The organism is Pollutimonas bauzanensis (assembly GCF_900129885.1).
GTDB classification, from domain to species: Bacteria; Pseudomonadota; Gammaproteobacteria; order Burkholderiales; family Burkholderiaceae_B; genus Pollutimonas; species Pollutimonas bauzanensis.
On the sequence record NZ_FQXE01000016.1, the window covers coordinates 109,452 to 130,043 of the forward strand.

Genomic DNA, 20,592 nt, shown 5'->3' on the forward strand with positions numbered 1-20,592 from the left:
TCATGATGAAGTGTCATTCACAGTAATTGAAGGAGATTGCATGCAAAAATGGATCACAAGCACCTTATCCGCCAGCCTGCTTGCTGCCGGACTCTGCGGCGGCGCGGCCATGGCCCAGCAAAGTCCTCCTCCAGCCGGCAACGCGCCCATGGCGGCGCCGGCCGCCAACTACTCCGACGCGCAGCTGGAAAAATTCGTCAGCGCCTCGCAGAAGATTGCCATGATTTCGCAGGAATACACCCCCAAGCTGGAAGCATCGAAGGATGAGGAGTCAAGGAACAAGGTCTTCAAGCAGGCCGATGACGAAATGGTCAAGGCGGTGCATGACGAAGGCATGACGGTCGACCAGTTCAATGGCATGAACCAGGCGGTTCAACAGAACCCGCAGCTGGTCCAGCGCGTGCAGAAAATGGTCAAATAGCGGCCGGGCGGCCCGAGCCGGCCCGCCTTCGAAGCGGCGCGGGCGGCAGGAAGGCAGCGGCCACGGGCTGGATGGCGGCCGCCGTGTGGCCCACATTGAAGGCCCGCAGCGCCAGGGCCAGTTGCCGGGCCTGCTCGTTCAGGTTGCTGGTGGCCAGGGCGGATTCTTCCACGAGGGCGGCGTTTTGCTGAGTGGCCTCGCTGAGCTGCAATACCGCCTGGTTGACTTGGCCCAGGCCGGCCGTCTGTTCGACGGTAGCGGCGCTGATTTCACTGATCAAATCATTGACCCGCTTGACCTGAGCCACGACGTCCGCCATGGCGGCGCCCGCCATATCGACCATCTTCCGCCCCGCCTCGACTTTCTGGACGCTGTCGCCGATCAGCGCCTTGATGTCGCTGGCCGCGGCCGCGCTGTTTTGCGCGAGGCGGCGCACTTCCGCGGCCACGACGGCGAAGCCGCGGCCCCCCTCGCCGGCGCGCGCCGCCTCGACGGCCGCGTTCAGGGCCAGGATATTGGTCTGGAACGCAATGCTGTCGACCACGCCGATAATGTCGGAAATCTTCCTCGAGGAATTGTCGATTTCCCCCATGGTCGCCACCACGCCATTGACGACCTGGCCGCCATTGCTGGCCGCGCTGCTGGCCGAGGAGGCCAGCCTGGCGGCCTGCCCGGCCACGTCCGCATTGCTTTGGACGGTGCTGGAGAGCTGTTCCATCGCCGCGGCGGTCTGCGTCAGGTTGGCCGCCTGCTCTTCGGTGCGCTGCGATAAATCGGCGTTGCCGGCGGCAATCTGGCCCGAGCCCTCGGCAATGCTGTCGCTGCTGCGGCTGACCGAACCGACCACCATGCGCAGGGATTCCTGCATCCGGCTGATCGCCTGCACTATGCTGCCCTGCACCGCCCTGGAGGCGTCGATGGGGGTGGTCAAATCGCCTTGCGCGATGGCATTGGCCACCCGCGCGACGTCGCCGGGTTCGCCGCCCAGCTGGCGCGTCAGGCTGCGCGCCAGCAGCATGCCGGCGGCGATGCCCAGCAGCACCCCGCCCAGCGTCAGCCACATCATGACGCGGCGGGCGCGGGCGTAGACGAGTTCCGTTTCATGATTCAGCGCGTCGGCATTGCTTTGCTTTTGCGCCAGCAGCGCGGTGATCAGGGCTTCCGCCCTGGTGGCCAGGGGCAGGGCCCCGCTCAGCAGGATGGCCAGGGAATCGCCGGCCCGCCCGCCGGCGTCGGCCGGCGCCGGAGAAATGATTTCCTTGAGCTTGGCCTCGTAGGCCGACACCGCCGCGCCGGCGTCCGTGGCTATCGACTTTTCGGATTCGGTGGCCAGCGTTGCCGCCGCGCTGTCCAGCGCCTGTTTATGCCTTTGGAAATACGACTCCATCGCCGCCACCTCGCGGTCGCGGTCCTGCCCGTTGGCGGCCAGCAGTGCGCCGCGCGCGGCGCGGCCGGCCGCCACGAGATTCATGCGCGCGTCCGCCGCATAGCGCAAGCCCACCGTTTCCCTTTCGTACATGAGGGATGCCAGCGATTTGATCCGCCCGGTGGATTCCAGCCCCAGCGCCCCTATCACCGCCGCGACGCAGGCGCCCGCCATGAATGCGCCTATCAGTTTGGTGCCGACTTTCAAGCTGCTGAACCAATTCATCCCTACCTCCAAGGCGCCGGGTGGACCAGAACCAAAGACTGCTATAGCCAGGGCGGGGAAACCAGCGGCTGGTTTGATTCCCATTAAGCGCCCAGGCCTGGCAACCGGCTAACATGTTTTCTTGGGGCTTTTTTGATGAGCGGAAAGTTAACGTCCGTACCATGGTACGGAGTCAAGGGCTTCTATGAAACCAGGCAATCTGACCACGCGTCCAAGGGATAGGCCGGAGTTCTTCACTATCGGCCAGCTGGCGAAACTGGCCGGCGTCAATATTGAAACCGTGCGCTACTACCAGCGCCTGGGCCTGCTGGCCGAGCCGCGCAAACCCGCAAGCGGCTACCGGCGCTATCCTGTCCAGGCCGTCGAAGACATCTGCTTCATCAAGCGCGCCCAGGCCCTGGGGTTCACGCTCAGGGAAATCGCCAGCGTGTTCCATCCGGAAGCCACCGGCGCCTGCGCGGATGTTTCCGCCCTGGCCGCCGGCAAAGTCAGCCTGCTGGAACGCCGGATCGCCGAACTGAGCAAGGTGCGCGACGCTCTGGCGGCCTTGGTGAAGGAATGCGCCCGATGCCGGGCGCTGGGCGCGCCGGCCTGCGTCATCCGGCAGGCCATGCAGGGCTGAAACCAAACCGCGATGCGGCGGGAAATTCAGGGATGTGTGGCGCCCCGCCCATGGCTGACGGACGTCAGAACCTGAAGAGGGCCTTGGGCGTGTCGGAAAGCATTTGCAGGGCGTCGCCCGGATTTTCCACGCTATTGATGAGCCAGTTCAGGCCGGCCCGATAATCGTCCGCGGCGTCATGCCCGGCGCAGGGCCAGTTGCTGCCCCACATCAGCCTGCGGGGTGAAAAGTGCCGCAGGAACAGCTGGACCATGGCCTTTTCCGGTTCCGTTCCATATTCCGGCCGCGTCGGGCAGCCCGCCGACAGTTTCAACCAGACGCTTCCCGTGGACGAAAGATCCAGCAGCGGCCGCAATCGGTCCGGCTCGATGCCTGCCTTTGAGCCAGGTCCGCCCAGGCAATCCACCACCACCTTGCACCCTTGCGCCAGCAAAGGCCCCGCCACACCGGACAACTGGTCCATGGCGCAATGCACCTCGACGTGCCAGTCCAGCGCATTGACGGTTTCGAGCAGGCCTTGCCAGGCCCGGCCCGCCAGATTCGGGGGATGGATGCCGGAAAAATCCAGGCGGACGCCCACCACCCCCGCGCCATTCATGCGTTCCAGCATGGCCGCGCCGCTTGCCGGGTCCACCGCGGCCACGCCGCGGCACCGCCCTTGCGCCCGTTCCAGCGACTCCAGCAAAAAGCTGTTGTCGCAGCCCAGGAAGCCCGGCTGCACCAGCACCCCGTTCGTCAAGCCGTTGGCGGCGAGCAAAGCCAGATAAGTATCCAGCCCGGCATCATGGCCAGGCTTGCACCCATAGCCGGGCGCCGCCTCCAGGTCACGATGAAACACATATGCATGAGTATCGACGATTGTGCCAGGCAATCCGGAAACCAAAGGGTGTACGGTCATTCATGTCTCGAAATTTGGGTCTATCCCCCATAAAGAGCCTCGCTACGCAGGCATTCAGGCAACACGCTCAAAATGTCATTGCGTAATCATTATGGAACCGACGCTATTCTAGATAGCATTTCCATATTGATCTATTATTGAAACAATATTTATTCATATTGATTTGATATGCAACTGAGCCAGCTAAGAAATTTCATGGCGGTGATCGAACACGGCGCCATCAGCAAGGCCGCTGAAAAGCTGGACGTTGCGCAGCCGGCCCTGAGCCAGTCCATCAGCCGCATGGAAAAAAGGCTGGGAGTCGTGCTGTTCGAGCGGTCCCGGCGCGGCGCCCTGCCCACCGTCGCCGCAAGGGCCATCGTGGACGATGTGCGCCACGGCCTGTCGAAACTGGAAGAGGCGGGCCGCAAGGCGCGCGCCACGCAGGCGGGGCGCGCCGGCACCCTGAAAATCGGCCTGGTGTCTTCGGCGCTATTCGAGGTCCTTCCCGACGCCCTCAAGAAAATCAAGCAACTGGCGCCCGACCTGGCGCTGGAATTCATGGAAATGGGCAACGACGACCAGACCGAAGCGCTGAAACAGGGCATCATCCACGTCGGGCTGATCCATTCCCCGATCGCCATCAGCGGGCGCATGCATCAAAAAATCCTGCGCCAGGACAGGCTGATAGCCGCGGTGCCGAGCCGGCTGGCCAAATCCAGCGGCGGCAGGATCACCCTGCAGGAAATGGCGGAATGCGGACTGGTGCTTTACCCTAAAGAACAGTTTCCCCACATGTATTTCGGCATTGCCGAAGCGATCCGCAAGCTGGGCTGCGAATTCAAGATCAACCAGCACGCCAACCGGACCATGACCGTGCTGGCCTGCGTGGCGGGAGACCTGGGGATAGGCATGCTGCCCAGCTGGATACGCTCAATGGGCTTCCCGGGGGTGGGCTTCTGCCAGATCGACAACGGCGACAACCTGCCCTCGTTCGAGCTGCTTGCCGTGGCCGCCCCGCAGTACAAAGCCATGCTGGACTACTTCTGACGGCTACATCAGCACGCTCATGGCGCGCTGCATGAATTCCGCCACCGGCATGGCCTGGCCGTTGACATTGACGCTATCGTTCTCGTACAGGATCGCGGCGGCCGCCTGGTCGCCATCCACCTTGATCAGCCCCGCGTCGCGCAGGCGCGACGTGTACTGATCGTAGATCATCGCCCCCAGCATTTCCATTTGCAGCTTTTGCTGCGCATCGCCCTGCGCCTGCCCGAAGGCCTGTATGAACATGGGCTTGGACAGGGCCAGGTCGAGCTTGACGCGCTTGAGGGTTTCGGCCAGCAGGACGTCCACGGCCTGCTCCGGCGCGCCGCCCGGACTGGCGAGATCGACTTGCAGGGAAGCCTGGCTTTCGCCCTTGGCGTTCTTCCAGACCAGCGGGTCGATGGCAAGGGACGGATTCGAGGCCAGCACCGCCATCAGCCTTGCGCGCAGGGCGGCTTCTTCGGCGTCGGTCAGCGCCAGGTCCTGGTCGCCGGCAGCGCCATGCCTGGCCTGGATGGCGTCGTATTCGCCGGCCAGCGCGGCAAGCGCCGCGACGTCCAGTTGCCTGGCCTTGCCGCCCACCGAAATGCTGCCCAGGTCGATGTCGCCCACCGCGACACGGCCGAAGTCATAGCGCAGCGCGCCGTCGAGCAATTCATCTTTTTGCCGGCTGTCCAGATTGATGGACAATTTCTCGACGGTGACGGCGCCTTCGGCCGCGCGGCCCACGACCAGGGTGTCGATCGTGGCGCTGCTTTGCGTTTTGATGTCGTTTTCGGCAACCATCGTGGTTTGGCTGCTGCCCTGGATATTCTTGACGTCCAGGTTCTCGCCGGTTTGCGCGTTGGCCAGCGTGAACGACGCGAATTTTCCCGCAGCCGTATTGTCGTTGAAATCGTTGCTGAAGCTCATTTCGATCGAGCCGCCGCTGAAGCTGAGCTTGTCGCCGCCCTCGACCAGTTCAGCCGGCGAGAAAGTCCAGGCCGACTTGCCGGTGCCGCCAAAGCCCACCCTGGTCTCGATGCGCAGGGGTGATGCGCCCTGCTGGCTATCGAACCATTTCTGGGTGGCAGGCGTAGCCACCAGTTGCGCCTGGCTGTGAGCCAGCATGGGAGTGAAATCGCCCGAGCGCAAAGCGTCCAGGGGAAATGGGCCATGCTGCAGGTGGTCGCGCAGCTTGATGTCGACAGGCTTGCCGTCTTCGTCTTTCAAATGCAGGGAATAAGCCACGTCGGACGAAAAAAAGCGGCGCTGGTAGTCGCTGATTTCCAGCTTGATCCCGCCCCCGCCCAAGTCGGGGCCCAGCACCTTGAGCAAACGGACATTGGCCTGCGCCACCACCCGTTCGAGCTCTGCCTGGGCCTGTTTGCCCACATACCAGGTCGCCCCCAGGTATGCGCCGCCGAGGATCACTACGGCACCAATTACGCCTGCACTTTTTTTCATCGCTTTCCTGTCTGATAGAAATGGCTGAACGCCCGGAAACCATTTAACCATGAATAGGCCTCATGATAGCCCCGCGCGGTCCGGATTATCGCCGGCGTTGCCACAATGCCAAAACCTGCATACCATGCACGCTACAACCTTTCAATCCATCACGAGGCAAGCCGACAACATGGCCGAACCCATTGATTTCTATTTCGATTTCTCGTCGCCGTACGCCTATTTCGCGAGCACCGGCATCGAAGCCCTGGCCGCCGAGTCCGGCCGCGAGCTGCGCTGGCGCCCCATTTTGCTGGGCCCCATGTTCAAGGCCACGGGCTCGGCCCCGCTGACCGAAGTCCCGCTCAAAGGCAGTTATGCGCGCCACGATTTCGAGCGCACCGCGCGGCTCTTCGACATTCCCTACCGGCAGCCCGACCCTTTCCCCATCGGCACGGTCAGCGCGGCCCGCTCCGTGCTGTTTCTGCAAAAACAAGGCAGCGACAAGGTCGCGCCGTGGGCGCGGCGCCTGTTTAGCGCCTATTTCGCCGAACAGCGGAACATCAGCGACACGAACGTCGTGCTGGCGCTGGCCGGGGAAATGGGCTTGGACAGCGCCGCCATGGCCGCCGGCATCGCCCGGGACGACATCAAAGCGCTATTGAAAACCGAGGTCGAGGGCGCCCTGGCCCGCGGCGTTTTCGGCACGCCCTTCATTTTCGTGGACGGCGAACCGTTCTGGGGCTTCGACCGCTTCGATCACATCAGGAAGTGGCTGGCGATGGCCTGAGGCTTCAGCCTTCGCTGTCGGGCTGATTGCCGGGCGCGGCCTGCCGGAAGGCCGCGAGTTCGTTGCAGGCCGCGTCGATGCGCAGGACGGTCGGCATGGCGCTCAGGTCGCAATCGTAGCGGCGCGCATTGGCCACCTGGGGTACAAGAAATAAATCGGCGAAGGTCGGCTGTGCGCCATGGCAATAGCGGCCGGTGTCCGGATGGCCGGCCAGCATGGTTTCGACGGCGGCCAGCCCTTGCCCGACCCAATGCCGGTACCAGGCGTTCCTGGCCTCTTCGTCCGCTTCCAGCGTGTGCTTCAGGTACTTGAGCACGCGAAGATTGTTCAGCGGATGGATGTCGCAGGCGATGAATTGCGCGATGGCGCGCACCCTGGCCCGCGCCCGGGCGCCGGCGGGCAATAGCGCGGGCTCGGGATGGGTTTCTTCCAGATATTCCAGTATGGCCATGGACTGGCCCACCGCCCAATCGCCATCGGCCAGCGTCGGCACCAGGGCCGTGGGGTTCAACTGGCGATAGCCGTCGGACAATTGCTGGCCGCCGTCCTTGAGCAGATGCACCGCCACCGTTTCGTAAGCCAGGCCTTTGAGGTTCAGCGCGATCCGCACCCGGTACGCCGCCGAACTGCGGAAATAGCTGTAAAGTTTCATCAGGACTCCTGCACTTTGCGGGAGAGCTCCCTGGGCAGCGGAAATGCCACGTTCTCAGGGGTGCCCGCCAGCGTGCGCACGGAAGCGGCGCCAAGTTCCTTGAGGCGGACAATGACCTGGTTGACCAGCACCTCGGGCGCCGACGCCCCGGCCGTCACCCCCACCCTGCGGGTTTGCGCCAGCCAGGCGGGATCTATCATCTCGGGGCCGTCGATCAGATAGGCCGCCGCGCCCTTGCGCTCGGCCACTTCGCGCAGGCGATTGGAGTTGGAGCTGTTGGGGCTGCCCACGACCAGCACCAGGTCGCATTCCGGCGCCATGATCTTGACGGCATCCTGGCGGTTCTGGGTGGCATAGCAGATATCGCTTTTCTTGGGTTCGATGATGGACGGGAAGCGCGCGCGCAGCGCCTGAGCCACCGTGGCCGCGTCATCCACCGACAGGGTGGTTTGCGTGACAAAAGCCAGGTTTCCGGGGTCGCGCACCTGCAATGCCGCCACATCGGCAGCGGTTTCGACCAGGTACATGCCGCCCTCGGCCTGGCCCAGCGTGCCCTCGACCTCAGGATGGCCGCGGTGGCCGATCATGATGATCTCGCGCCCCGCGGCGCGCATCCTGGCCACCTCGATATGCACCTTCGTGACCAGGGGACAGGTGGCGTCGAACACCTTCAAGCCCATTTTCTCGGCCTCGGCGCGCACCGCCTTGGCGACGCCGTGGGCGGAGAACACCACGATGGCCCCGGCCGGCGCCTCGTGCAGTTCGCTGATGAAAACCGCGCCCTTTTGGCGGAGGTCCTGGACCACATAGCGGTTGTGGACGATCTCGTGGCGCACATAGATGGGAGCGCCGTGCAGCTCGAGTGCGCGCTCGACGATATCGATGGCGCGGTCAACGCCCGCGCAAAACCCCCGCGGCTGCGCCAGGACGACTTCGAGATCGGCCCGATCCGGCCCCTGCGGCGCCATTACAAGACCCCCAGCAATGAGACTTCGATGCGCAGGTCCGAGCCGGCCAGCGGATGATTGAAATCGAAAAGCGCCGTGGTCTCGCCCAATTCTTTCAGCACGCCCGAATAGCGGCTGCCGTTGGGCGCCGAAAACTCGACCATGTCGCCCGGCTCGAAACGGGATTCGGGGTCGGCGTTTTCGGCCATCATGGCCCGCGTGACCCGCTGCAGGAGTTCGGGGTTGCGGTCGCCATACGCCTGCGACGCGGGAAGATCGAAGGAAAAGCGCGTGCCTTCCTCGCGCCCCAGCAGCGCGTCCTCCATGCCCGGCGCCCACTGCCCCATGCCCATCTGCAGGGTGGCCGGGCGGCCGTCGAAGGTGTTGGCGAACACCGAGCCCGCCGCCGGCCCCGTCACCAGTTCGATGCGATAGTGCAGGGTTAGGTAGGAATCAGGGCGGACAAAAGCGTGCACTGGATGAGATGTAGAAGTCAAAATCTGTCACCGTAGAGGATCGTTGCTGTTCCCCCTATTTTAGAGCCTCTTATGACACTTCACACGCCGCACCCCGAAACCGAGCGCCCGCGCGAGCGCCTGATCGCCCATGGAGCCCATGTTTTGACCTCGCCGGAGCTGCTGGCCGTCGTCCTGCGCACCGGCATCAAGGGCTGCGATGCCGTCAGCCTGGGGCACAGGCTCATGACACAATTCAACGGCCTGCGCGGGCTGCTTTCGGCCGACGCCCAGACACTATTGGCCATTCCCGGCCTGGGCGCGGCCAAGACCTGCGAGCTTCTGGCCATCAACGAACTGAATCGCCGCGCGCTCGAAGAAGACCTGAGGGCCGGCCACGCGCTGGACCAGCCGCAGCGGGTCAAGCACTACTGCACGGCCAAGCTCGGCCACCTGGCCGTCGAGCATTGCATGGCGCTCTACCTGGACAGCCAGTTCCGCCTGATCACCACCGAGGAAGTCGCGCGCGGCACCCTGACCCAGGCCTCGGTCTATCCGCGGGAAGTCATCAAGGCGGGCCTGAAACACCATGCCGCCGCCCTGATACTGGCGCACAACCACCCCTCCGGCATCGCCGAACCGAGCGAGGCCGACCTGACCCTCACGCGCCACCTCAAGCACGCCCTGGCGCTGGTGGATATCCGGCTGCTGGACCACCTCATCGTCACGGCGGCGGGCGCCACTTCCCTGGCCGAGCGCGGCCAGATGTAGCGCCGAGAAAAAAAGTCAAGCATAGGCGCTTTTGGAAATGAAAATTTCTGGGCCCAACTGAGATCCAGGGGGCTAGGTATGCTTTCTTGTCATACCGCGTCGCCTTATTTATCCATAGTGACCTGACAGAGTCCTACCTACAATATCTGCACTGCATTAGCCATATCCCGAATGGGATCCATAAACACTTTCTAAGACATGAACTTGAACCTGGAAGCCAACCTTTCTCAAATCCGCAGCCTCTTTCCTGTAACACGCGAACTGGTGTATCTGGACCTTGGCGGGCGCGCGCCTCTCGCCACGCCAGTTAGGGCTGCGCTGGACGCCTATCTTGACGATTGCATGTACGGCCGCATTGATAAAAGTGTGCTGTTTGAAACAACCGAGAAAGTACGCGATCAGTTTGCCGCTCTGATCAACTGCCACCCAGACGAGGTCACATATACAAAAAACACCTCCGAGGGTCTGAACATGGTTTGCACAGCCATGCAATGGCGTAGCGGCGATAACGTGATCATCTGCCCGGAACTGGAGCATCCCAATAATATCTACCTGTGGCTGAACCTGCGCCAGCATGGAGTGGAAGTCCGATTTGTGCACCATGAAAATGGTTTCATGCCGGTCGACGCCATGATTGCCGCGATGGACGAGCGCACGCGCCTGCTTACAGCCTCCAGCATATCGTTCTCCCCCGGATTTCGTACCGATTTGGAGAAGGTCGGCCGAGCATGCCGAGCCAACGGGACGGTATTTCTCGTCGATGGTGCGCAATCCGTCGGCGTCTCGCATACAGACGTCAAGCAGATGAATATCGACGCCCTTTCGGTCTCCACTCAGAAAGGGATGCTGGGCCTGTATGGAATGGGTTTTCTGTACATCCGCCGCGAGCTTGCAGAAAAATTGCGCCCAGCATACATCGCCCGTTTCAGCATCGATATGGGCAACGCTGACGCCCATGAGTCAGATTTTGGCGGGAGTGACTTCAAGTTTATGGCGGCTGCACGTCGCTTCGACCTGGGCAACTACAACTTCCCAGCCGTATGCGCGGCTCATGCTTCACTCGAGTTGATCCTGAAGATAGGAACCAAGGAAATAGACGCTTATGTCACTTCCCTGGCCACAAAGCTCGCCGACGGATTCACCGAGCTTGGCCTGCCTGTCTGCGGAGGCGCCCCAGGACCCCATACGGGTCAGATCGTCACAGTCGGTCAGTATGGCTCAGGCGGAGATTCCGGCACCAACGATGAGCTATTGAACGGGCTGTACCGGTACCTGCTGGCAAATAAAGTAAAGCTCTCCATGCGTAGAGGGCTACTTCGCTTCTCCATGCATATCTACAACAACATGGACGAGATCAAAGTTGTCCTTGGCCTAACTAGAAAATATATAGGAGAATTGAAATGAAACACGCTTGTGTACCGCGACGCAAACTTACCGCCATCTTCAGCGCGCTGGCTCTTTCTTTTGGGCTGAGTCAGACCACGGCTGCTCAAGGTGAAGCCGATTACCCGAAGCGCCCAATACGCCTGGTTGTCGGCTTTGCGACTGGCGGGTCTAACGATTTGATTGCAAGAATTCTGGCGCCGGAGCTGGGAAAACAACTAGGTGTCGAGGTTTTCGTTGACAATAGACCTGGCGCCAATGGGATGATCGGCACCGAGCACGTGGCCAATTCCGCTCCGGATGGATACACAATAACCTTGGGAAGCATCAGTCCCTTCGTACTGAACCCGCAAGTCTACAGCAGCGTAAAGTACAACATGAAAAGTGACTTCCTGGGCATATCGCTGGTGGGAATGACGCCCCAGGTGCTTGCAGTAAATAAAGATGCCGGCATGAAATCTCTGGCTGACTTCGTGGCCCAGGCAAAAAGCAAACCTGGATCGATTACTCTAGGAACGTCCGGGATAGGAGGTAACTCTCACCTGGCTATAGAGCTGTTGAAAACCGCCGCAAATGTTGATGTCCGTGACGTCGCCTACAAAGGCACCGGGCCAGCAATAAATGACGCATTGGGCGGGCATCTAACCGGAGTCATGGCTGACTTGCCAGGCATCCTGGAACTGGTGAAGTCGAAAAAAATCATTGCCCTGGCTGTCACTAGTGAAGAGCGGGATGTGCTGCTTCCAGAGGTGGCGACTGCCAAGGAACAGGGCCTTGCTGATCTTGTGGCGGTCAACTGGTTTGCAGTCATGGTTCCTAAAGGCACGCCCGAACCCATCGTTGCAAAGCTCCATGATGCTGTCGTCAAGGCGACCCAGTCTGAATACCTGAAGGACCGCTTCAAGAATATGGGTGTCACCCCTCAAAATAGCGAGAGCCCCGTTGCATTCACCGAGTACTTCAATCGCGAGTACGATCGGTGGGGTTCGATCATCAAGGCGTCGGGGATCCGTGTCAACTAACGGTTATCTTGCGCTTCGGGGGAAAAAGCAGAGCGCAGCCAATCCATGAACTGCCTTACAGCCAACTTGTGAGTTGAGCGCTGAGAGCACACGGCATAGTAGTCCAACGCGTCTACAAGCTCCTCATCGAAGGGGCGAATCAAGATGCCTTGCTCCAGCGCGTCCTCGATCAAAGATGACCGGGTCACAGTGATACCCAAGCCACTCTCCAACGCCGAGAGCAATGTGCTTGAATCGTTGAAAATCAGGCACATGCGGCCTTCCTTAGCGATCGCGCGTGCCGGCACAGATGCATTCCAATGCTCCACATAGGGCCTCTCCTGACTGCAAAGCAACGGGATATGGCCTGGAACCAGACCTTCCTTTTCAATGAAACTCGCGACCGAAGGCGCACAGACCGGCACCAAACGGTCTCGCGTCAAAGGCTGAATCTGGTAGCCTTCCCAGTCTCCTCGGCCCAAACGGATCGATATGTCTGCTCCCGACGTCTCCAGATCCGCATAGTAGCGGTGTACGTCAAGGTGCAGCTCGATGTGGGGATAGGCCGCTGTGAAGCTTACAAGCCGGCTGGCCAGCACTCTTTGAGCAAAGCTTCGGGCCGCGGAGACAACTAGCGTGCTCCTTTCCGGTTGAAGCCCAAGTCTGTGTATTCCCTCGCTCACCAACGAAAACGCTCGTGACGTAAAGTCATAAAGCAATTCCCCTTCAGGGGTGAATTTCAGACCTCTGGGGCCTCGCTCGAACAGGGCAAGCCCCAAGTGTCCCTCCAGGCTTTTGAGTTGGCGGCTCAGGGCTCCCTGGGAAACACACAATTCTTCCGCAGCCCGGACTAAATTCAAATGGCGCGCCGCCACGTCAAACACTAGCAGCGACCGCAGGGATGGAATACGGGAAAGTATGCGGGTTTGGGCATTGCTCATACGTGGGATCCGCCAAGTTGCGACGAGGTGCGCATTACAAAGCCAGATAATAGCGTGTATGTCAGTAGGTCTATCCGCGGGAAGTCATCAAGGCGGGCCTGAAACACCATGCCGCCGCCCGCCCGCAGCGGCCCATGATGCCCGCGAACAACCGCCTTTGCCGCGTAAAGTGGCGTAAAGGCAGATTCAGCTTGGAAAGCGGCCCGCCCCCATGCTAGAATGCTCCGTTACTTTGGATACGTGGCCAGCTCATGAGCTGGCTGGCGACCCGCCCTTATGAAGATACAACAGGAATAGATCATGAAAGAAGGCATCCACCCCGAATACCGCGAAGTGGTGTTTCTGGATCAGCAGACCGGCACCAAGTTCATTTCGCGCTCCACGCTGCACAGCCGCGAAACCGTTGAACTCGATGGCAAGACTTACCCCTTGTTCAAGTGCGACGTTACCTCGGAATCGCATCCGTTTTACACCGGCGCGCAGACACGCATCGTCGAAACCGGCCGCGTCGAGAAATTCCGTGCCCGCTTTGCCCGCACCGCAGGCACCACCGCTCGCAAGGCTTCGTAAGCCGGCAGGGTTTGCCCGCGTTTGACCAAGGCAGCCTCCGGGCTGCCTTTTTAATTTAAGATAGTCCCCTCCACCCTACTTAGGGCGCACCCGTGTCTTCGAACGACTCCCTTTCCACGCCTGCCCGCCTGACCGCGACGGCAACCGTCAAACTACCCAGACTGTTCCTGCTGGCAGTGGGTGTCGTCTACATCCTGGCGGGCCTGTTCTTTCGCGATCCCTGGAAAACCGACGACGTGGTCGGCCTGGCCACCATGATGACGGCCTTGAACGGCCCGGGCTCGGCCATGCTGCTGCCCCAGATCGGCGTGCTGGCCCATGCCCAGGACGGCCCCCTGCCCATGTGGGTGGGCGCGTTCAGCATCTGGCTTTTCGGTCCCCTGTTCGAATACTTCACCACCCCGCTGGACGCCGCGGTGATAGCGTCGCGCCTGCCCAATCTGCTGTGGTTCGGCCTGCTCACCGGCTCGGTATGGTACGGCAGCTATCTGCTGGGCCGCCGCCCGGAACCGCAGCCACTGGCCCTGCCCTTCGGCGGCGAGCCCACCGTGCGCGACTACGGCCGCATGATCGCCGACGCCGCCCTGCTGCTGATCGTGGCGACGGTAGGCATTCTGTGGCGCATGCACGAAACCTCCGAGGTGCCGGCCCTGATCGCCTTCCAGGCCCTGGCCTTTTACGCGGTCACCCGCATGCTGGACCAGCCCGTGTCCGGCGCCATCGCCCTGGGCCTGGCCCTGGGCGCCGCATTCCTGACGCGCGGCTGGATAGGCGCGCTGCCCATCATGCTGGCCGTGCCATTCTGCTTCCGCCCGCACAGCGCCCTTTGGCCGGAAAGGAAATGGCTGATCATCAGCGTGGTCATCGGCGTCACCATGGCGCTGCTGTGGTGGATCCCGGCCAAGCGGCTGGGCGGCTACTGGACGCACAACTGGTGGCTGTGGAACATACAATCATTCAGCTGGCCGCGCTACGACGTCATGCTGAGCATGGTGCGCGACCTGCCCTGGTTCCTGTGGCCCACCTGGCCATTCGCCCTGCTGGCCTTGTGGCGCTGGCGTTCGTGGCTGGCGGCGCCCCACATCTGGATACCCCTGATGTTCGCCGTGTGGCCGCTGGTCACCATGCTGTTCCTGGCCGACGTGTTCGAACCCGAATACAGCCTGATGGCCGTTCCGGCCGCCGTGCTGGCCGCTTTTGCCTTGCCCACCTTGCGCCGCGGCGTCGTCAATTCGCTGGACTGGTTTGCCGTGATGTGCTTTTCGCTGAGCACGGCCACCGTATGGCTGGGCTGGATCGCGCTGCAGACGGGCTGGCCGCGCCAGATCGCCTATAACATTGCGCGCCAGACGCGCGGCTACGAGGCCTTCGTCTCCTGGCCGGCCTTGCTGATCGCCTGCCTGGGCACGCTGGCATGGATTGCGCTGGTGCGCTGGAGGCTGCACAGCAAGCCCGTGGCGCTGTGGCGCGGCACGGTGCTGTCGGCGGGCGGCCTCATCGTGACCTGGCTGATGCTGGTGACGCTATGGATGCCGGTGCTGGACTATGTGCGCAGCTACCGCGGCGTTTCGGCGCAGTTGGCCGCCGCCTTGCAGGTCCACAAGAAACCCCACGAATGCGTGCGCGCCCTCGGCGTAGGCAGCGGCCAGCGGGCTTCCTTCCTGGTGTTCAACGCCATCAATTTCAGCTACGACTCCAAGTGCACCCTGATCCTGCAGCAGACATCCCTGCAGGGCGTGGCCGACGGCACCGCCGCCTACTCCGACTCGGCGGCCGTGGTTTGGCAAGGCAAGCGCGGCGCGGACCGCCACGAAATCTTCCGTTTGCTGCGCATCGACAAGCCATGACCGCCCGCGCTCCCGAAATCAGGCGCTTCGGGTTCTACGTCAAGGAAATCCTGCGCCAGGCGTGGCCGGTCCTGATCAGCTCCTGGGCGAGCATCGCCTTCGGGGTGATAGACACGGCCATGGCTGGCCACGCCAGCGCCGCCGACCTGCAGGCCATGGCGCTGGCCGCATCGATCTACCTTACCGTGTTCGTAGGCTTGATGGGCGTGGTCCACGCCCTGATTCCCATCATTGCCCAGCACTTCGGCGGCCAGCGCTATCTCGAGGTCGGGCGCGCCTGGGGCCAGGGGGTGTGGCTGGCCATGGGGCTGTCGGCGGTCGGCGCCGCGACCATGCTGTTCCCCAATGTCTGGCTGGCCTTTTCGGGCCAGGTCGAGCCCGCCGTGCGCAGCGGCATCACCTGGTATCTGCGCGCCCTGATCCTGGCGCTGCCCGCCACCCTGATCTTCCGCACCATCTACGCCCTGAGCACCGCCGTTTCGCGCCCCAAGGTCGTCATGACCATCAACCTGGCCAGCATTGTCTTCAAGTTCTTCTTCAACTGGATATTCATGTTCGGCAAGCTGGGGCTGCCGGCGATGGGAGCCGCCGGCGCCGGCCTGTCCACCGCCGTCACCGGCTGGCTGGCGCTGGGAGCCGGGCTGTGGGCGATCTACCACGATCCCTATTACCTGCGCTTCAGGCCCAGCCTGGGCATGCCCCGCTGGGCCAGCCAGAAGGAACTGCTGCGCCTGGGCATACCCATGGGCGCCTCGTACCTGATCGAAATCTGCGCCTTCAGCTTCATGGCCCTGCTGGTCGCCCGCGAAGGCATGTTCGTGACCGGCGGGCATCAAATCATGTCCAACCTGGCCGCCTTGTGCTACATGATGCCCATGGCCGTGGGCATCGCCTCCGCCTCGCTGACCGCCCAGGCGATCGGCGCCAGGGATGTGCAAAGGGCGCGCCAGACCGGCATGGCCGGGATAGCCATCGTGGCGACCGGGGCCGGAGTGACCGCCGCCGTCCTGATCGCCGGCAAGTCGGCCATCCTGCGCGCCTATACCGACGACCTGCAAGTCGCCGCCGTCGCCGCCGCGCTGCTGCAGGTACTGCCCTGGTTCCATTTATGCGACGCCATGCAGTGCATAGGCTCTTATCTTCTGCGCGCCTACAAAGTGGCCGTCGTGCCCTTGCTGCTGCAGATCGTGGCGCTGACCGGCCTGGGCCTGATCGGCGGCTGGTGGCTGGGATTCGGCCCGGCCGCCGGCGCGCTGCGCCCCCTCATCGACCGCATCATGCCCGGCGCTCCCACCGGCGCCGCCAGCATGTGGCTGATGGCGCTTATGGGCCTGGGCTTCTCGGCCGCGCTGCTGTTCGGCTGGTACGGGCATATCGTGCGCCAATACGCCCGCCGCGCGGCCCGCGCAAGCATGTAGGCGCGCAAGCATGTAGGCGCGCAGGCAATGCAAGCGCGCAGGCCTGCGATCCGGCCCGCGCGCCGATGCGCTTACGCGGCCGTGCGCTGCTCGCCTGGCGGCGCCGCTTCCGTGTCCGGATCCGCCATGGCCGCGGCGGGCGCGGAGTCGTCGCCCGCCGCGGCATCGTTCGTATCGCCGCCCTCGATCACCGGCGTGACCAGTTCCACCACCTTGCTGCGCGACAGCATCCCCAGGAATTCATCGTTATCGCCGGTTACCGCCAAGGGCTCCGTGCTGCGCAGCATCCGTCCCAGGACTTCATCCAGCCCCGCCGTGGCGGGAACCGACGCCATGTCCTCGACATAGCGCGCCACATCGCGCGCGCCGTCGCGCACCGCGCGTTCCGCCGCTGAGCGGGTCAGCACCCCGGCCAGGCGCTTGCCGTCCAGCACCGCGGTATAGTCGAAGCGCCGGGCGGCCATCCGTTCGACCGCATGGCTGGGCCGCGAGCGCATGGTCAGCGTGAGCGAAGGCTCGTTGCAGGCATGCGCCGCATTGAGCACCTTGCTGCGGTTGACGTCCTGCAAAAAGGACTGGACGTAATCGTCGGCCGGCGCCAGAAGAATATCCTCCGGCGTGCCCTCCTGCACCAGTTCGCCGCCCTTGAGGATGGCTATGCGGTTGCCCAGGCGCAGCGCCTCGTCCAGGTCGTGCGTGATAAACACGATAGTCTTGTTCAACTGGGCCTGCAATTGCAGCAGTTGGTCCTGCATCTCCCGGCGGATCAAGGGGTCCAACGCCGAAAACGCTTCATCCATCAGGAGGATCTCCGCATCGGTGGCCAGGGCGCGCGCCAGGCCGACGCGCTGCTGCATGCCGCCCGACAGCTGATGCGGATACTGGTTTTCGAAACCCAGCAGACCGACCTGCTCCAGCCAGTGCTGCGCGCGCCCGCGGCGCTCCTCCTTGCCCATGCCCTGCACCTGCAGGCCATATGCCACGTTCTCGATCACCGTGCGATGCGGAAACAGGCCAAAGCGCTGAAACACCATGCTCATTTTTTGCTGGCGGAATTTTTCCAGCGCGGTTTTTCCCAGCGTCATCACATCCACGCCATCGACCAGTATCTGGCCCGCGCTGGGTTCGATGAGCCGGTTGAAGTGCCGTATCAGCGTGGATTTGCCCGAACCGGACAAGCCCATGATCACATAGATGCTGCCTTCTTCGATAGATAGGCTGATATCGCGCAGGCCCAGCGTATGGCCGCTTTTGGCCAGCAATTCCTGCTTGTCGATGCCGGCCCGGGCGTCGTCCAGCCAGCGCCCGGGCTGCGGGCCGAAAATCTTGAAAATATTGCGTACTTCGATCTTGGCCATGTCAGGCTCCCTTGTGCTGGCGTTGCCCGAAGGCCTGCGTGATGCGGTCGAAGATGATCGCCAGGATCACGATGCCCAGGCCGGCCAGCACGCCCCGGCCCACCTGCAGGCGGTTGATGCCTTGCAGGACTTCATAGCCCAGGCCGCGCACGCCTATCATGGACGCGATCACCACCATGGCCAGCGCCATCATGGTGGTCTGGTTGATGCCCGCCATGATGTTGGGCATGGCCAGCGGCAACTGCACGCCAAACAACTGCTTTATCCGGTTTGCGCCGAAAGCCCGCGAGGCTTCCAGCACTTCGCTGTCGACCAGGCGTATGCCCAGGTCCGTCAGGCGTATCACCGGCGGCACCGCGTAAATGACCGTGGCGATGATGGCGGCGATCTTGCCCAGATTGAACAGCATCACGACCGGTATCAGGTAGACGAAGCTGGGCATGGTCTGCATCACGTCGAGCACCGGCAGCATGACGGCGCGCAGCCATTTGAAGCTGGCCATCATGATGCCCACCGGTATGCCTATGGCCACCGACATCAGCACCGCGACAATCATGAGAGACAGGGTCTGCATGGCGGCATCCCACAGGCCGATGACGCCGATCAGGCACAGCATGAAACCGATAATGACGGAAAAGCCGATGCGCCGGCTGGCAAGCCAGGCCAGGCCCATGACGGCAAGGACCACGGTCCACCAGGGGGAATAGCGCACGACCTGGTCCATCCAGATCAGCAGGTCGAGCAAAGGCTGGGTAAGCGCGCGCAGCACATCGGAATAGCTGGACACGATGCCGCCGACAAAATCGTCGATGGGCGCGCGCAGCGCCCGGGGCGCAATAATTTCGGGAAACATAAAATCAACTCCGTAAAACTCGTTAAGAATGGCCTGCAGACTCTCTTGCCGGCGGCAGACCACGAGGTCGCCGCCTGCAAGAACTGCCGGCGCGTCGCCGGCGCGCCCCGCGGGGCGCGAGGGTCACGAATGCTATAGAGCTGCTTTTACGCGGCCGGCGACATCGGCCGGCAGCCATGCGTTCCAGATGCCGCCTTCGTTTTCAAGAAACCACTTGGCCACATCCTGGGGCTCGTCTTCGGTTTCTTCCATGTGGGCCATGACTTTATCCATGACAGGCAAAGGCACCGCCACCTTGGACAGGAATTCGGTCAGCTTGGGTGCGTCCTGGGTGAACTGGGTGGATACCGCGGTGAAGACCGGATTGTCGGGGTAGGCCGACGCTTGCGGCTGGGCGCAATTGGGATCGGTCAGGCAGGCATGCCTGGCTTTGTCGTAGGCGGGCAGTTCCAGCTTGACCAGGTCCATGGCGCCGACCAGGGGCGTCGGGTACCAGTAGTAGAACACCATGTTTTCTTTGCGCTGGTATGCCGCGGTCAGGGCGGCCTTCTGCGTGGCGCCGGTGCCGGGGGAAAATAGCGTGAAGCTGTCCTCCAGGTTCAGCGCCTTGAACAGGTTGCCGCTGACGACTTCGCAGCCCCAGCCCGCCGGGCAGCCGTAAAACCGCCCCTTGCTGGGCTCTTCGGGGTCTTTGAATTCATCTTTGAATTTGGGCAGGTCGGCCGCCGATTTCAGGTCCGGCAGGCGCTCCGCGGTATAGCGCGGAATGAACCAGGCTTCGCCGCCCATGTACAGGTCGCCTATGCGCTTGACTTTGCCGCCGGCCTCGGCTTTGGCCCAAGGCTCGGCAACGCTGTTGAGCCAGATTTCGGTATTGATGTCCAGGTCGCCGCGTTCAAGCGCGGCCAGGGCGGGCAAGGTTTCGGTGGGCAGGACTTCGGATTCGCATCCGTAGCCTTTTTCGGCAATGAAGCGCTCGATTTCGACGAGGACGAGATTGGATTCCCAGTTCATGCCGCCGAACTTGAGCGGGCGGTCGATTTCGCATTGGGGTTCCTGGGCTGCCTGGGCGACGTTGCTTGCTGCGGCGAAGGCGAGCAAGGCTGTGGCCAGGCCGAGGCCGAGGACTATTCGCTTGAATGGCGAGGGGGCGCTCGGGATGAGCGCGATATGTGAAGGGCTCACATGTAAAGACATGGCTGTTTGCCTCCTTAAGTGACATGGACGCACCAGGATTACCGCTGCGGTGCGCCAGGGCTAAGGGGGTGTGCGGAAGACGGATGGCCGCCAATACATACCGACACTAGCGTGAGGAGTACTGGGTACTCGTTGACAGGTATGGGGCCGGCAAGGGCCCGCTATACGCGAATTGAAAAACCATGAGGTTTGCGGCATTTTACGCGCAATTAGCAGAAATTAAAACCTCATGATTATTTGCTTGCATTGGGAGTGGATTTGTTGCGGGGGGATAGAGGTCGACTCGCCGCCGTGGTTACTGGTTCTTTGCACGGCTGCTGGTTCTTTGCGTGGTTGCTGTTCTTTGCGTGGTTGCTGTTCTTTGCGTGG

The 20,592-nt window shown here is 62.4% G+C and carries 20 protein-coding genes; 10 read left to right on the forward strand and 10 right to left on the reverse strand.

What is annotated here, in order from left to right; translation table 11 throughout:
- Window positions 1–40 precede the first annotated feature (40 nt).
- Complete coding sequence (locus tag BUB23_RS22270) at window positions 41–421, forward strand: DUF4168 domain-containing protein (RefSeq protein ID WP_073108168.1); 381 nt, start codon at window positions 41–43, stop codon at window positions 419–421.
- On the opposite strand, the gene BUB23_RS22275 is transcribed toward BUB23_RS22270, so the two are convergent.
- The gene (locus BUB23_RS22275; protein ID WP_178372382.1) at window positions 414–2,072 is read right to left on the reverse strand and encodes a methyl-accepting chemotaxis protein; all 1,659 of its coding nucleotides are present in this window, start codon (window positions 2,070–2,072) and stop codon (window positions 414–416) included. The two genes, BUB23_RS22270 and BUB23_RS22275, sit on opposite strands and share 8 nt — an antisense overlap.
- A 184-nt stretch (window positions 2,073–2,256) precedes the next feature.
- Between BUB23_RS22275 and BUB23_RS22280 the strand changes: the two genes are divergently transcribed.
- Window positions 2,257–2,694 carry a MerR family transcriptional regulator gene (locus tag BUB23_RS22280; protein ID WP_073108170.1) on the forward strand — a complete coding sequence of 146 codons (438 nt, stop codon included), beginning with the start codon at window positions 2,257–2,259 and terminating at the stop codon, window positions 2,692–2,694.
- Window positions 2,695–2,758: 64 nt separating this feature from the next.
- Here the strand turns inward: BUB23_RS22280 and BUB23_RS22285 are convergent, their stop codons facing one another.
- A complete protein-coding gene (locus tag BUB23_RS22285) occupies window positions 2,759–3,592 on the reverse strand; it encodes an amidohydrolase family protein (RefSeq protein ID WP_073108173.1) in 834 nt (277 codons plus the stop codon).
- A 195-nt stretch (window positions 3,593–3,787) separates the two neighbouring features.
- On the opposite strand from BUB23_RS22285, the gene BUB23_RS22290 reads away from it, so the two are divergent.
- Window positions 3,788–4,621 carry a LysR family transcriptional regulator gene (locus BUB23_RS22290; RefSeq protein ID WP_178372383.1) on the forward strand — a complete coding sequence of 278 codons (834 nt, stop codon included), beginning with the start codon at window positions 3,788–3,790 and terminating at the stop codon, window positions 4,619–4,621.
- A 3-nt stretch (window positions 4,622–4,624) separates the two neighbouring features.
- Here the strand turns inward: BUB23_RS22290 and BUB23_RS22295 are convergent, their stop codons facing one another.
- Window positions 4,625–6,064, reverse strand: coding sequence for a YdgA family protein (locus tag BUB23_RS22295; protein ID WP_073108177.1), 1,440 nt, complete (start codon window positions 6,062–6,064; stop codon window positions 4,625–4,627).
- 169 nt (window positions 6,065–6,233) lie between these two features.
- Here BUB23_RS22295 and BUB23_RS22300 point away from each other — a divergent pair, with 169 nt between their 5' ends.
- A complete protein-coding gene (locus tag BUB23_RS22300) occupies window positions 6,234–6,830 on the forward strand; it encodes a 2-hydroxychromene-2-carboxylate isomerase (RefSeq protein ID WP_073108180.1) in 597 nt (198 codons plus the stop codon).
- Between the two features lie 4 nt (window positions 6,831–6,834).
- Here the strand turns inward: BUB23_RS22300 and maiA are convergent, their stop codons facing one another.
- From maiA to BUB23_RS22315, 3 genes are read right to left on the reverse strand one after another with little or no spacing between them, the layout of a single operon-like run.
- A complete protein-coding gene (gene maiA, locus BUB23_RS22305) occupies window positions 6,835–7,482 on the reverse strand; it encodes a maleylacetoacetate isomerase (RefSeq protein ID WP_073108182.1) in 648 nt (215 codons plus the stop codon).
- Window positions 7,482–8,450, reverse strand: a complete 969-nt coding sequence (gene ispH / locus BUB23_RS22310; RefSeq protein WP_073108184.1) for a 4-hydroxy-3-methylbut-2-enyl diphosphate reductase — start codon at window positions 8,448–8,450, stop codon at window positions 7,482–7,484. Before ispH ends, maiA begins: the two co-directional genes overlap by 1 nt.
- Entirely contained in the window at window positions 8,450–8,926 is a 477-nt protein-coding gene (locus tag BUB23_RS22315; protein ID WP_073108186.1) for an FKBP-type peptidyl-prolyl cis-trans isomerase, read from the reverse strand. The genes ispH and BUB23_RS22315 overlap by 1 nt, the downstream gene beginning before the upstream one ends.
- 51 nt (window positions 8,927–8,977) lie before the next feature.
- Between BUB23_RS22315 and radC the strand changes: the two genes are divergently transcribed.
- The 3 genes from radC (at window position 8,978) to BUB23_RS22330 (ending at window position 12,060) form a co-directional block, all read left to right on the forward strand.
- Window positions 8,978–9,655 (forward strand): RadC family protein, encoded by a 678-nt coding sequence (gene radC, locus BUB23_RS22320; protein ID WP_073108189.1) that lies wholly within the window; start codon window positions 8,978–8,980, stop codon window positions 9,653–9,655.
- Window positions 9,656–9,859: 204 nt separating this feature from the next.
- Entirely contained in the window at window positions 9,860–11,059 is a 1,200-nt protein-coding gene (locus BUB23_RS22325) for an aminotransferase class V-fold PLP-dependent enzyme (protein ID WP_178372384.1), read from the forward strand.
- Entirely contained in the window at window positions 11,056–12,060 is a 1,005-nt protein-coding gene (locus BUB23_RS22330) for a Bug family tripartite tricarboxylate transporter substrate binding protein (RefSeq protein ID WP_073108193.1), read from the forward strand. The genes BUB23_RS22325 and BUB23_RS22330 overlap by 4 nt, the downstream gene beginning before the upstream one ends.
- Here BUB23_RS22330 and BUB23_RS22335 read toward each other — a convergent pair.
- Window positions 12,057–12,980, reverse strand: coding sequence for a LysR substrate-binding domain-containing protein (locus BUB23_RS22335; protein WP_073108196.1), 924 nt, complete (start codon window positions 12,978–12,980; stop codon window positions 12,057–12,059). The genes BUB23_RS22330 and BUB23_RS22335 overlap by 4 nt on opposite strands.
- Window positions 12,981–13,280: 300 nt before the next feature.
- On the opposite strand from BUB23_RS22335, the gene BUB23_RS22340 reads away from it, so the two are divergent.
- From BUB23_RS22340 to BUB23_RS22350, 3 genes are all read left to right on the forward strand, one after another.
- Complete coding sequence (locus tag BUB23_RS22340) at window positions 13,281–13,550, forward strand: type B 50S ribosomal protein L31 (RefSeq protein WP_073108198.1); 270 nt, start codon at window positions 13,281–13,283, stop codon at window positions 13,548–13,550.
- Between the two features lie 92 nt (window positions 13,551–13,642).
- Window positions 13,643–15,397: an ArnT family glycosyltransferase gene (locus tag BUB23_RS22345; RefSeq protein WP_073108200.1), complete on the forward strand. Its 1,755-nt coding sequence runs from the start codon at window positions 13,643–13,645 to the stop codon at window positions 15,395–15,397.
- Window positions 15,394–16,815, forward strand: a complete 1,422-nt coding sequence (locus BUB23_RS22350; RefSeq protein WP_073108203.1) for an MATE family efflux transporter — start codon at window positions 15,394–15,396, stop codon at window positions 16,813–16,815. Before BUB23_RS22345 ends, BUB23_RS22350 begins: the two co-directional genes overlap by 4 nt.
- A gap of 71 nt (window positions 16,816–16,886) precedes the next feature.
- On the opposite strand, the gene BUB23_RS22355 is transcribed toward BUB23_RS22350, so the two are convergent.
- From BUB23_RS22355 to BUB23_RS22365, 3 genes are all read right to left on the reverse strand, one after another.
- Entirely contained in the window at window positions 16,887–18,173 is a 1,287-nt protein-coding gene (locus BUB23_RS22355; RefSeq protein WP_073108205.1) for a quaternary amine ABC transporter ATP-binding protein, read from the reverse strand.
- Between the two features lies 1 nt (window position 18,174).
- Window positions 18,175–19,026, reverse strand: a complete 852-nt coding sequence (locus tag BUB23_RS22360) for an ABC transporter permease (protein WP_073108208.1) — start codon at window positions 19,024–19,026, stop codon at window positions 18,175–18,177.
- Between the two features lie 132 nt (window positions 19,027–19,158).
- On the reverse strand, window positions 19,159–20,223 hold the full coding sequence (locus BUB23_RS22365; protein ID WP_084136200.1) for an ABC transporter substrate-binding protein: 1,065 nt from the start codon (window positions 20,221–20,223) through the stop codon (window positions 19,159–19,161).
- Between the last annotated feature and the right edge of the window lie 369 nt (window positions 20,224–20,592).